Raw genomic sequence first — 12,717 nt, 5'->3', positions numbered from 1 at the left:
GAGGTCCCTTTCGTGGTCTCGACCAACAACCTCAAGAACGGCATGACCCTCCTGATCGACGGCAAGCTCCAGCAGATCGTCGACTGGAACCACCACAAGCCCGGCAAGGGCGGCGCCGTGGTGCGCACCAAGCTCAAGGAGGTCGAGACCGGCAAGGTGGTCGAGAAGACCTTCCGTGCCGGTGAGGACGTCGAGCAGGCCATCGTCGAGCGCTCGACGGTGCAGTTCCTGTACCGCGACGGCGACGACTACGTGCTGATGAACAACGACACCTACGAGCAGCAGAACGCGCCGGCGCCGGCGATCGGTGAGGCCGCCGACTACCTCGTCGAGGGTGACGAACTGCAGATCCAGATGTACGCCGGCCGCATCGTCGGCGTCGAACTGCCGGCGTCCAAGGTGCTCGAGATCACCTACACCGAGCCCGGCGTCGCCGGCAACACCGCCACCTCCGCCACCAAGCCCGCCACGCTGGAGACGGGCAAGGAGGTCCAGGTGCCGCTGTTCATCGAGCAGGGCGAGAAGATCAAGGTCGACACGCGCACCGGCGCGTACATTTCGCGCGCCTGATGGCGCAGGCCGACTCCTCGTCCGCGGCGCGGCGCCCATCGGCTCGGCGGACCGACACGCGCGACCCGCGCCGCGCCCGTGAGCGGGCGCTCAAGATCCTGTTCCAGGCCGACCTGCGCGGCGACGACCCCGTCGCCACCCTGGAGCGGGTCGCCAACGACCCGTCCGCGCGAGCGATGCTCGACGACCTCGACGACCTGCACGACGAGACCGACGCGGTCGCCGACGTGGAGTCACAGGCGCGCCTCGACGCGGCCGCGGACACCACGCTCGCGGCACCCCGCCAACGCGTCGCGCCCGTCGACGCGTTCACCCGCCGGCTCGTCGACGGGGTGAGCGAGCACCGCGGGGAGATCGACGAGCTCATCGGGCGCTTCGCCCGCCGCTGGGCGATCAGCCGCATGCCGGTGGTCGACCGCACCGTGCTGCGCCTGGCCACCTACGAGCTGTTGCACGAGGACACCAGCCCGGCCGTGGTGATCAACGAGGCGGTCGAACTGGCCAAGTCGTTGTCGACCGAGGACTCGGGCCGCTACGTCAACGGCGTGCTCGAGTCGGTGCGTCGCTCGGTCGCCGGCGAGGACGTCGCGGGCGGCGACGTCGCGGGCGGCGACGTCGCGGGCGGCGACGTCGCCGGTGGGGACGTCACCACCGACGGCTAGGTTCCGCGTCGCCACGTCGACGGGGGAGCGGGCACGTGCGGTCGGACCTGGTCCTCGAGGGCGGTGGCGCCAAGGGTGTGGCCCTGGCCGGCGCGGTCGCCGGGTTGGCCGCGCACGGCATCCGTTTCGAGCGGATCGCCGGCACCTCGGCCGGGGCGATCGTCGCCGCGTTGCTGGCCGCCGGCATGCCCGCGCAGGAGCTCGACCGGCTGGCGCGTGAACTGGACCTGCGTGCACTGGTCCCGGCCGGTCCGCTCGATCGGCTCGGTCGCGTCGGGCAGGGACTGCGCGGGCTGTCGGTGCTGCTCGAGCTCGGCATCTTCGACCACCGTCCGCTGATGGCGTGGTTGCGCGAGCGGTTGGCGGCGTTGGGCGTGGAGACGTTCGGCGACCTGCGCCGCGAGGTCGACGGCGACGACGTCTCCGGCCGACGCCAGTACCGACTGGTGCTTGCCGCTGCGGACATCACGCGGGGCCGGCGGGTGCTGTTGCCGTGGGACTACGACGAGTACGGGCTCGACCCCGACGCGCAGCCGGTGGTGCCGGCCGTCGCCGCGTCCGCGGCGATCCCGCTGGTGTTCGAACCGGTGCGCCTGCCGTTCCCCGACACCGACGACACGGCCGTGCTGGTCGACGGCGCGCTGCTGTCGAACTTCCCGGTCGACGTCTTCGACCGCACCGACGGTGCCCCGCCCCGGTGGCCGACGATCGGGGTGAAGCTGACCGCCCGACCCGAGGGCCCGGCCGAGATCGTGACACCGGTCACCGGGCCGGTCAGCTACCTGCGTGCGGTCATCGGCACGGCGGTCACCGCCTGGGACCAGCGCCACCTCGACGACCCCCGTGTGGTCGCGCGCACCGTGTTCGTCGACACCACCGGCTATCCGTCGCTCGACTTCGACCTCACCCCGGTCCAGCGTGCGGCGCTGGCCGACCGCGGTCACGCCGCCGCCGCCGCCTGGCTCGGCGCCCGCCCCTGACCCGCCGCCGCCCGTCCCTGCCCCGACAGCTGCGGCCGGCCGACGCCCGCGACGCCCGCGACGGACTGCCCGGACGCACGTGCGTCCGAGGACGGGGGTATGCGGACCAGGACGCACGTTCGTCCGTGCCTCCGGCGGCTCGACGACGCACGTGCGTCCCAGCGCCGGGCGTTGCGGACCACGACGCACGTGCGTCAGCGGCCGTCGGGTCTCGACGGGGTGGACGGCGCGTTCGGTGGCCCGCCGGCCGGCTGCTACGGTCCCCGTCGAACCCCGCGGTCGCACGCGGGCCACCCGTGCGACGCGCTTCCTTTAACGACCGGTCCTGTGAGGCCGGGAAGGAGCTCCCAGGTGCGTTCTCTGTCCGTCTGCGCCCATCGCCAGGGTGCGCGTCCCGGCATCGACCGGCCGGCGTGACGCAGCTGCTGTCGGCTGACGACCTCTCGCGGGCGCTCAAGCGTCTCGCCCACGAGTTGCTCGAGGCCAACCACGGCGCCGACGGCCTGGTGCTCGTCGGCATCCAGACCCGCGGTGTGCCGCTCGCCCGGCGCCTGGCCGCACTGATCCGGGACATCGAGGGGACCGAGGTGCCCGCCGGTGCGCTCGACGTCACCCTCTACCGCGACGACCTGACCCGCCGCGGCCCGCTTTCGTTGGGGGAGACGCGCGTCCCGGCCTCCGTCGACGGCCGCACCGTCGTGCTGGTCGACGACGTGCTCTACACCGGCCGGACCATCCGCGCCGCGATGGAAGCCGTGCTCGAGCTGGGTCGGCCGGCCCGCATCCGGCTGGTCGCCCTGGTCGACCGCGGCCACCGGGAGCTGCCGATCCGCGCGGACCACGTCGGCAAGAACCTGCCGACCAGCGCCGGTGATCGCATCCGGGTGCTCGTCGAGGAGGTCGACGGTCGCGACGAGGTGGTCTCGGAGCCGACATCCGAGTCTCCGGCCGTGCGGGAGGGCGACGAGGCATGAGGCCGCTCCGTGACCTGATCTCGATCGAGGACCTCGACCCGTCCCAGGTGCTCGCCGTCCTCGACACCGCCGAGCAGCTGCTGCCGATCGCCGACCGCCGCCGCAACTCCGTGCCGACGCTGCGCGGCAAGGTCGTCTGCAACCTGTTCCTCGAGGACTCGACCCGGACCCGCATCAGCTTCGACCTGGCCGCCAAGCGCCTGTCGGCCGAGGTGATCAACTTCTCCGCCAAGGGCAGCTCGGTGTCCAAGGGCGAGTCGTTCAAGGACACCGCCCTGACGCTCGACGCGATGGGCGTCGACTGCGTGGTGGTCCGCTCCGGCTCGTCGGGCGCGCCGTTGCAGCTCTCGCGCTACCTCGAGGTGCCGATCCTCAACGCCGGTGACGGCTGGCACCAGCACCCCACCCAGGCGCTGCTCGACGTGTTCACCATGCGCCGCCACCTCGGTGAGCTCGCCGGCCGCCACGTCGTGGTCGTCGGCGACGTGTTGCACTCGCGGGTGGCCCGCAGCGAGGTGCAGGCGCTGAAGCTGCTCGGGGCCCGGGTGACGTTGGTGTCGCCGCCGACGCTGTTGCCGCCCTCGGTCGCGAGCTGGGGGGTCGAGGTCGCCGGCGAGCTCGACGCCGTGCTGCCGGACGCGGACGTCGTCTACCTGTTGCGCGTGCAGCGTGAACGCATGCACCGGGCGTTCTTCCCCACCTCCCGCGAGTACGCCCGCGTCTGGGGGGTCGACGAGCGTCGGCTCGCCCTGCTGCCCGAGCACGCGATCGTGATGCACCCCGGCCCGATGAACCGGGGTGTGGAGATCACCGCCGACGTCGCCGACAGCGATCGCGCGGTCATCGTCGAACAGGTCACCAACGGCATCGCCGTGCGCATGGCCTGCCTGTACCTGCTGCTGTCCGGCGACGCCGACGCCACCGAGGGAAGCGCATGAGCGACTCCACCATCCTGCTGCGCGGCGGTCGGGTGCTCGACCCGGCTTCCGGGACCGACGCCGTGCTCGACGTGCTGGTGCGCGACGGCCGGGTCGAGGCCGTCGGCGAGCAGCTCGCCGCCGACGACGCCGAGGTGGTCGACTGCGCCGGCCGGTGGGTCACCCCCGGGTTCGTCGACCTGCACACCCACCTGCGCGAACCCGGCTTCGAGGACGCCGAGGACGTGGCCAGCGGCTCGGCCGCCGGTGCTGCCGGTGGCTACACCGCGCTGTGTCCGATGGCGAACACCGACCCGGTGTGCGACGCCGCCGCGGTGGCCGAGTCGGTGTGGCGACGTGGCAACGAGGTCGGGCTGGCCGACGTGTTCCCGGTCGGTGCGATCACCAAGGGGTTGCGGGGCGAGCAGCTGGCCGAGTTCGGGGAGCTGCACGACTCGGCGGCCCGGGTCGACTTCTTCTCCGACGACGGCAAGCCGGTCGCCGACAGCCTCGTGATGCGGCGTGCGCTGCAGTACGCCAGTGCGTTCGACGTGGTCATCTGCAACCACTCGGAGGACCCCGACCTGACCGCCGGGGCCCAGATGAACGAGGGCGAGGCGTCGTCGGTGCTCGGGCTGCCCGGGTGGCCGCACGAGGCCGAGGAGATCATGATCGCCCGGGACCTGATCCTCGCCGCCGGCGTCGGGGCGCGGCTGCACGTCCCGCACGTGTCCACGGCCGGTGCGGTCGAACTGATCCGTGCCGCGAAGGCCCGCGGGGTGCGGGTCACCGCCGAGGTGACGCCGCACCACCTGAGCCTGCAGGACCACCTGATCCGCAGCTACGACCCGGTGCTGAAGGTGAACCCGCCGCTGCGTACCGAGGCCGACGTGCAGGCCCTGCGCACCGCGCTGGCCGACGGCACCATCGACTGCGTCGCGACCGACCACGCCCCGCACGCGCCGGAGCTCAAGGACCAGGAGTGGGAGCACGCCCCCTGCGGCATGCTCGGCCTGGAGACCGCCTTCGCGGTCGTGCACACCGAGCTCGTCGCCACCGGGCTGATGGACCCGCTGACGGCGATCGCCCGGTTCACGACCGGTCCGGCCGGGGTCCGCGACGTCGGCGCCCACGGCGGGGCGCTCACGCCGGGGGCGGACGCGAACCTCGCGGTGCTCGACCCGGCGCAGCGCTGGACGGTGGACGGCCGGGCACTGCGGTCCAAGGCCCGCAACACCCCCTTCCACGGGGCGGAACTGGTCGGCCGGCCGGTGCACACGCTGTTGCGCGGCCGCTTCACCCTCCGCGACGGAAAGGTGCAGGCATGACCGCGGTCAGCAACCCGCTGCCGTCCAGGACCTCCGTGCCGGCGCTGCTGGTGCTCGAGGACGGTTCGTCGTTCCGTGGTCGTGCCATCGGTGCGGCCGGCACGGTGTTCGGCGAAGCGGTGTTCAACACCGGCATGGCCGGCTACCAGGAGGTCCTCACCGACCCCTCCTACCGGCGCCAGATCGTCGCCATGACCGCCCCGCACGTGGGCAACTACGGGCTCAACGACGCCGACATGGAGTCCGACGCGATCCAGGTCGCCGGCTTCGTCGTCCGCGAGGCGGCCCGGCGGCCGTCGAACTGGCGCTCCCAGCGCGACCTGCGCACCGCGCTGACCGAGGACGGCGTCGTGGGCATCGAGGGCATCGACACCCGCCGGCTGACCCGCCTGCTGCGCGACGAGGGGGCGATGCGGGCCGGGCTGTCCACCGAGGTCCTCGACGTCGACGCCCTGCAGGCCCAGGTCCTCGACGCGCCCGGCATGGCCGGCGCGGAACTGGCCAGCGAGGTCACCACCCGCGAGCCGTACGTCCTCGACCCGGTCGGTGGCCGCCGCCTGCGGGTGGTGGCCCTCGACTTCGGCATGAAGCGCTCGATCGGCCGGTTCCTGGCCGAACAGGGCGCCGAGGTGCACGTCCTGCCCGCCTCGGCGACCCCGGACGAGGTCCGCGAACGGCGACCGGACGGGCTGTTCCTGTCCAACGGTCCCGGCGACCCGGCGACGGTCACCCAGGGCATCGCGACCACCGCCGAGCTGCTCGGGGAGGTGCCGACCTTCGGGATCTGCCTGGGTTCGCAGCTGCTCGGCCATGCGCTGGGCGGGGAGACCTACAAGCTCGACTTCGGCCACCACGGCGTCAACCAGCCGGTGCTGCGGCGAGCCGACGGGGCGGTCGAGATCACCTCCCACAACCACGGCTTCGCGGTCCGCGCCTCGGCTCTCGGTGAGCAGACCGACGCGCACACGTACACCACGCGCGAGCACGGGCGGGTCGAGGTCAGCCACGTGAACCTCAACGACGACGTCGTCGAGGGCCTCACCGCGCGCGACGTCCCGGCGTTCAGCGTCCAGTACCACCCCGAGGCGGCGCCCGGCCCGACCGACGCCCGCTACCTGTTCGAGCGGTTCACCCGCCTTGTCCTGGAGGTCCGCGGTGCCACGGCGTGACGACATCTCGAGCGTGCTGGTGCTGGGCTCCGGCCCGATCGTCATCGGACAGGCCAGCGAGTTCGACTACTCGGGTACACAGGCCTGCAAGGTGCTGCGCGAGGAGGGCCTGCGGGTCGTCCTGATCAACTCCAATCCGGCCACGATCATGACCGACCCGGCGATGGCGGACGCGACCTACGTCGAGCCGCTGACCGTCGCCACGGTCCGGGCGGTGATCGACAAGGAGCGGCCCGACGCGCTGCTGCCGACGCTGGGGGGGCAGACGGCGCTCAACCTCGCCGTCGAGCTGTACGAGTCCGGGGTCCTCGAGGAGTACGGGGTCGAGGTGCTCGGCGCCGACCTCGACGCGATCCAGACCGCCGAGGACCGGCTGCGCTTCAAGGAGGCGATGGCCGAGATCGGGCTGGAGTCGCCCCGTTCGACCTACGTCAGCCAGGAGTCACAGGCGTACGCGGCGGCCGCCGCGTACGGCTATCCGGTCGTGCTGCGGCCCTCGTTCACACTCGGTGGCAAGGGCGGCGGCATCGCCTACGACGAGGACGAGCTGCGCCGGATGATCCGGCAGGGCCTGGCCGACTCGCCCGTCCACGAGGTGCTGGTCGAGGAGTCGGTCCTCGGGTGGAAGGAGTACGAGCTCGAGGTCATGCGCGACCGCAACGACAACTGCGTGATCGTGTGCTCGATCGAGAACCTCGACGCGATGGGCGTCCACACCGGCGACTCGATCACGATCGCCCCGGCGATGACCCTGTCGGACCCCGAGTACCAGCAGATGCGTGACGCCGCGTTCGCGGTGCTGCGCCGCATCGGGGTCGAGACCGGTGGTTCGAACGTGCAGTTCGCCGTCGACCCGGTCACCGGCCGCCAGCTCGTGATCGAGATGAACCCGCGGGTGTCCCGGTCGAGTGCGCTGGCGTCCAAGGCGACGGGGTTCCCGATCGCCAAGATCGCCGCGAAGCTGGCCATCGGTTACACGCTCGACGAGATCGCCAACGACATCACCCGCAAGACCAGGGCCGCCTTCGAGCCTTCCATCGACTACGTGGTGGTCAAGGTGCCGCGGTTCGCCTTCGAGAAGTTCCGGGGCACCGACGACACGCTGACGACCAAGATGAAGTCGGTCGGCGAGGTCATGGCCATGGGCCGGACCTTCAAGGAGGCGTTCAACAAGGCGCTGCGCAGCCTGGAGGACGGTCGGATCGGCTTCGGCGCCGCACCCTCGTTGGGCGTCGACGACGACGCGCTCGAGGCGATGTTGCGCCGACCGACCGCGACCCGGCTCGACGCCGTCGACGAGGCGCTCACCCGCGGCTGGTCGGTCGAGCGGGTCAGCGGGCTCACCGGCTTCGACCCGTGGTTCACCGACCAGCTGCTGCAGCTGGTCGAGCGTCGGCGGGAGCTGCGCGCCCACGAACACCTGGCGGCGCTGCCCGACGAGCTGCTGCGCGAGGCCAAGTCGGACGGGTTCTCCGACGCCCACCTGGCCCGCCTGCTCGACACCACCGAGGACGCGGTCCGGGCCCGCCGGCACACGGTCGGCATCCGCCCGGTGTTCAAGACCGTCGACACCTGTGCGGCCGAGTTCGAGGCCTACACGCCCTACCACTACTCGACCTACGAGGACGAGGACGAGGTCACCGACTCGGACCGGCCGAAGGTGATCGTGCTCGGTTCGGGGCCCAACCGCATCGGCCAGGGCGTCGAGTTCGACTACTGCTGCGTCCACGCGGTGCAGGCGCTGCAGGAGGTGGGCCGGGGGGCGGCGAGCGAGCGTCAGCGTTCGAGCCAGGGGACCCGGCTCGACGGTGGTTTCGAGACCATCATGGTCAACTGCAACCCGGAGACGGTGTCGACCGACTACGACACCGCCGACCGGTTGTACTTCGAGCCGTTGACGTTCGAGGACGTGCTCGAGATCTGTCACCGTGAGCAGCCCGTGGGGGTGCTGGTGCAGCTGGGCGGCCAGACCCCGCTGAAGCTCGCCGCGCAGCTCGAGGCCGCCGGTGTGCCGATCTGGGGCACCCCGCCGGACGCGATCGACGCGGCCGAGGACCGCGGCCGCTTCGGATCGCTGATGCGCGAGCTCGGCGTCGCCATGCCGCCGGGCGGGATCGCCCGCTCGTTCGACGAGGCGCGCGAGATCGCGCTCGGCATCGGCTACCCGGTCCTGGTCCGTCCCTCCTACGTGCTCGGCGGCCGGGCCATGCAGATCGTCTACGACGAGGACGGCTTGCGGACCTACCTCGAGGAGGCGGTCCGGGCGTCGGCACCGGCGGCCGACGGCGCGCCGCACGCGTCATCCGGGCATCCGCCGATCCTGGTCGACCGCTTCCTCGAGGGAGCGATCGAGGTCGACGTCGACGCCGTGTTCGACGGGACCGAGACCTTCGTCGGCGGCGTGCTCGAGCACATCGAGGAGGCCGGGGTGCACTCGGGCGACTCGGCCTGCACGCTGCCGCCCATCACGCTCGGCGGTGGACAGATCGAGGAGATCCGCCGGGTCACCGACGGCATCGCGCGCGGCCTCGGCGTCCGCGGCCTGCTCAACGTCCAGTACGCCCTCAAGGACGACGTGCTGTGGTGCATCGAGGCCAACCCCCGGGCGTCGCGCACCGTGCCGTTCGTCTCGAAGGCGACCGGGGTGCCGCTGGCCAAGGTCGCCGCGCGGGTGATGGCGGGGGAGACCCTGGCCGAGTTGCGCGACGCTGGGGTCCTGCCGGCCAGGGACGCCGTCGAGGGCCCCCAGCCCCGGCACGTCGCGGTCAAGGAGGCGGTGCTGCCCTTCGACCGCTTCCCGGGTGTCGACGCGCTGCTCGGACCGGAGATGCGGTCCACCGGTGAGGTCATGGGCATCGACCACGACTTCGGCGCGGCGTTCGCCAAGTCGCAGGCCGGGACCGGGTCGATGGTGCTGCCCGCGCCCACGCTGGCCTCCACGTCCACGGACGCGGACGCGGGGTCGGGTGCGGCGGTCGCGGACGGCCGGCGCACCCAGGTGTTCGTGTCGGTCGCCAACCGGGACAAGCGGGCCGTCGTCTTCCCGGTGATGCGCCTGATCGACCTCGGCTTCGAGGTCGTCGCGACCGCGGGCACCGCCGAGGTGCTGCACCGGGTCGGTATCCCGGTCACGGTCGTCCCCAAGGTCTCGGAGGGCTCGCGCGAGATCCTCGATCGCATCGAGTCCGGTGCCGTCGGGCTGGTGCTCAACACCCCGTTCGGGTCGGGCACCCGTGGCGACGGCTACGCGATCCGCCAGGCGGCCGTGACCAACGGGGTGCCGTGCATCACCACCCTGGCCGGCATCCTCGCCGCGGTGCACGGGGTCCGGGCCGTGCAACAGGGCCGTTTCCAGGTCCGCTCGCTGCAGGAGTACCAGGCGGTGCTGCGCGAACAGCACGAGGAAGCGACCGCGGAGGTGGACGCATGATGCGGCGTGGGTTCGTCCAGGGCCGTAGCGAGGCCGACACGCCGGTCCGCGCCATCTGCGAGGTGATGGCTCGCCGTCGCGAGGGCGCGTACTGGCAGCTGTCGTTCTCCTCGCCCGAGATCGCCGACCGGGCCCGGCCCGGTCAGTTCGTCGAGATCGCGGTCGGCAGCCCGGGTGCGTTGCTGCGACGGCCGTTCTCGATCGCCCGGGTGTCGCGCCAGGGCGCGTTCGCCAGCACGGTCGACGTGGTCTTCGACGCGCACGGTCCCGGGACCGAGTGGCTGACCAGCCTGGACGTGCACGATCTCGTCGACGTCGTCGGCCCGCTGGGCACGGCCTTCCCGCTGCCGCAGCGCAAGGTGTCGTGTCTGCTGATCGGCGGCGGCTACGGCGCGGCGCCGATGTACTTCCTCGCCGACGAACTCGCACGGCAGGGTCTGCGGGCCGACATGATCATCGGTGCGGCCAGCCAGGAGCGCATCCTCAGCGCCATCGAGGCCAAGCGCATCTCCGCCAGCGTCACCTTCACCACCGAGGACGGGACCCTGGGGGAGCGGGGGCGGGTCACCGACGTGCTCGAGGACGTCGCCCGCTCGTGCCGCACGGGCGTGGTGTACGCCTGCGGGCCCAACCCGATGCTGCGGGCGGTCTCCGAGCGGTGCCGGGAGCTCGAGCTGCCGGTGCAGGTCGCCGTCGAGGAGCACATGGCCTGCGGTGTCGGCGTGTGCTTCACCTGCGTGATGCCGGTGCGCGCCAAGGACGGCCGCGTGCGGATGAAGCGCAGCTGCATCGAGGGGCCGGTCTTCAACGGGGCCCGCATCGCCTGGGACGAGACCCGCTGGCGCAACGAGCCCGACGTGCTCGACGACGAGCCCGACGAGCAGCCCGTGCAGCGCCTGACCGACGCCGAGCTGTGGGGGGAGGGATGATGCCCGACGTGCGCCGCATCGACCCGAACGTGGTCGACACCGCCCGGGACACCGGCATCCCGGTCGACGACGTCGAGCTCGCGGTCGAGTTGGCCGGCATCGCGCTCGACAACCCGATCACGACCGCGTCGGGCTGCTTCGCCTCCGGAGCCGAGATCGACCGGTTCTACGACGTCACCGAACTGGGGGCGGTCGTGGTCAAGTCGATCACGTTGGAGCCCCGCGAGGGGCTGCCGACGCCACGGATGGCCGAGACGCCGTCGGGCATGCTCAACGCCATCGGCCTGCAGAACCCGGGCATCGACGCCTGGCTCGAACGCGACCTGCCGTGGCTGCAGGGCCGTGGCGCCAAGGTGATCGCGTCGCTGGCCGGCAAGTCGGTCGAGGAGTACCGCGAGGTCGCGCGTCGACTGCGCGGCCGGGGCGCGGTGGTCGGGCTCGAGGTCAACCTGTCGTGCCCCAACGTCGAGCACCGCGGGCTGGTGTTCGCGTGCTCACCGGACCAGTCCGCACAGGTGGTCGCCGCCGTGGCCGAGGAGGCCGACGTGCCGGTGTTCGCCAAGCTGACCAGCGACGTCACCGACATCGTGACGGTGGCCCGTTCGGTGACCGACGCCGGTGCGGACGGGCTGACGCTGATCAACACGCTGCTGGGCATGTCCATCGACCCGGAGACCGGTCGCCCCCGGCTGTCCAACGTCTACGGCGGGTTGTCCGGTCCGGCGATCCGACCGGTCGCGGTCCGCAACGTCCACCAGGTCGCCACGGCGCTGCCGGACGTCCCGATCATCGGCTGCGGTGGCGTGCGCACCGTCGCGGACGTGGTGGAGTTCACCCGTGCCGGCGCCACCGCCGTCGCGGTCGGCACCTCGACGTTCGTCGACCCGTTCGTCGGCCAGACGCTGGTCGCCGAGCTGCGGTCCTGGCTCGCGCGTCGCGGCATCCGCACCATCACCGAACTGCGAGGGAAGGTCGTCGCATGACCGCTGCCGAGCACGCTGCTGCCGCGGGCACCGCCACGGCGCCGGCCGACCGGATCGCGGTCGCGCTCGACGTGCCCACGCTCGACGAGGCGCGCGCCCTCGCCGGGACGCTGTCCGGCCACGTCGGCTGGTTCAAGGTCGGCCTCGAACTGTTCAGCGCCCACGGACCGTCCGCGGTCGAGGCCATCGCGGCGTACGGACCGGTGTTCCTCGACGTCAAGCTGCACGACATCCCGACCACGGTCGAGCGGGCGGCCGCCCGCATCGCCGAGCTCGGCGTGGGGCTGCTCACCGTGCACGCCGCGGGTGGCCGGGACATGGTCCGCGCCGCGGTGTCCGGGCTGGGCGACGCGGGCCGCGTGCTGGCGGTGACGGTGCTGACCTCGATGTCGGACCTCGACCTGCAGTCGATCGCCGCACCGGCGGCCCGCACCCAGGTGCCCTCGTTGGCGTCCCTGGCGGTGCAGGCGGGTGCGCCCGGGTTGGTGTGCGCCCCCAAGGACCTCGTGGCCGTGCGTCGGACGGTCGGCGACGACGTCCTGCTGGTCACGCCCGGCATCCGGCCGGCCGGGAGCGGCGACGACGACCACGCCCGTGCCGCCACGCCGGCGCGCGCGCTGGCCGACGGCGCCGACCTGCTGGTCGTCGGCCGCCCGATCACCCGCGCCGACGATCCGGCGGCCGCCGCCGACGCCGTCGCCGCCGGACTCACCGGCGCCTGAGCTCGGCAGCGGGTGCCGACTGACGAGCCACGCGGACGAGCCGGCAACGGGTG

Annotated in this window: 11 protein-coding genes; all 11 read left to right on the top strand. The window is 72.4% G+C overall.

Annotation, left to right across the window (positions count from 1 at the left end; genetic code table 11):
* Positions 1 to 12 precede the first annotated feature (12 nt).
* The 11 genes from efp to pyrF all read left to right on the top strand — a co-directional run bounded on the left by efp (position 13) and on the right by pyrF (position 12,664).
* Positions 13 to 570, top strand: coding sequence for an elongation factor P (gene efp, locus ELR47_RS10815; RefSeq protein ID WP_130649908.1), 558 nt, complete (start codon positions 13 to 15; stop codon positions 568 to 570).
* Positions 570 to 1,232, top strand: a complete 663-nt coding sequence (gene nusB, locus ELR47_RS10810; protein ID WP_130649907.1) for a transcription antitermination factor NusB — start codon at positions 570 to 572, stop codon at positions 1,230 to 1,232. Before efp ends, nusB begins: the two co-directional genes overlap by 1 nt.
* 35 nt (positions 1,233 to 1,267) lie before the next feature.
* Positions 1,268 to 2,212 carry a patatin-like phospholipase family protein gene (locus tag ELR47_RS10805; protein WP_130649906.1) on the top strand — a complete coding sequence of 315 codons (945 nt, stop codon included), beginning with the start codon at positions 1,268 to 1,270 and terminating at the stop codon, positions 2,210 to 2,212.
* A 413-nt stretch (positions 2,213 to 2,625) separates the two neighbouring features.
* The gene (gene pyrR, locus ELR47_RS10800) at positions 2,626 to 3,186 is read left to right on the top strand and encodes a bifunctional pyr operon transcriptional regulator/uracil phosphoribosyltransferase PyrR (RefSeq protein ID WP_205745197.1); all 561 of its coding nucleotides are present in this window, start codon (positions 2,626 to 2,628) and stop codon (positions 3,184 to 3,186) included.
* Entirely contained in the window at positions 3,183 to 4,124 is a 942-nt protein-coding gene (locus ELR47_RS10795) for an aspartate carbamoyltransferase catalytic subunit (protein ID WP_130649905.1), read from the top strand. The genes pyrR and ELR47_RS10795 overlap by 4 nt, the downstream gene beginning before the upstream one ends.
* Positions 4,121 to 5,431 carry a dihydroorotase gene (locus ELR47_RS10790; protein ID WP_130649904.1) on the top strand — a complete coding sequence of 437 codons (1,311 nt, stop codon included), beginning with the start codon at positions 4,121 to 4,123 and terminating at the stop codon, positions 5,429 to 5,431. The genes ELR47_RS10795 and ELR47_RS10790 overlap by 4 nt, the downstream gene beginning before the upstream one ends.
* Positions 5,428 to 6,600 (top strand): glutamine-hydrolyzing carbamoyl-phosphate synthase small subunit, encoded by a 1,173-nt coding sequence (gene carA / locus ELR47_RS10785; protein WP_130649903.1) that lies wholly within the window; start codon positions 5,428 to 5,430, stop codon positions 6,598 to 6,600. The genes ELR47_RS10790 and carA overlap by 4 nt, the downstream gene beginning before the upstream one ends.
* On the top strand, positions 6,587 to 10,030 hold the full coding sequence (carB, locus tag ELR47_RS10780) for a carbamoyl-phosphate synthase large subunit (RefSeq protein ID WP_130649902.1): 3,444 nt from the start codon (positions 6,587 to 6,589) through the stop codon (positions 10,028 to 10,030). The genes carA and carB overlap by 14 nt, the downstream gene beginning before the upstream one ends.
* Positions 10,027 to 10,959, top strand: a complete 933-nt coding sequence (locus tag ELR47_RS10775) for a dihydroorotate dehydrogenase electron transfer subunit (protein ID WP_130649901.1) — start codon at positions 10,027 to 10,029, stop codon at positions 10,957 to 10,959. Before carB ends, ELR47_RS10775 begins: the two co-directional genes overlap by 4 nt.
* Positions 10,959 to 11,942 carry a dihydroorotate dehydrogenase gene (locus tag ELR47_RS10770; protein WP_130649900.1) on the top strand — a complete coding sequence of 328 codons (984 nt, stop codon included), beginning with the start codon at positions 10,959 to 10,961 and terminating at the stop codon, positions 11,940 to 11,942. The genes ELR47_RS10775 and ELR47_RS10770 overlap by 1 nt, the downstream gene beginning before the upstream one ends.
* On the top strand, positions 11,939 to 12,664 hold the full coding sequence (gene pyrF, locus ELR47_RS10765) for an orotidine-5'-phosphate decarboxylase (protein WP_130649899.1): 726 nt from the start codon (positions 11,939 to 11,941) through the stop codon (positions 12,662 to 12,664). The genes ELR47_RS10770 and pyrF overlap by 4 nt, the downstream gene beginning before the upstream one ends.
* Positions 12,665 to 12,717 lie beyond the last annotated feature (53 nt).

The organism is Egicoccus halophilus, assembly GCF_004300825.1.
Classification (GTDB): Bacteria; Actinomycetota; Nitriliruptoria; order Nitriliruptorales; family Nitriliruptoraceae; genus Egicoccus; species Egicoccus halophilus.
Note: the sequence above shows the minus strand (reverse complement) of the source record. Positions and strands in the feature narration are given on the sequence as shown.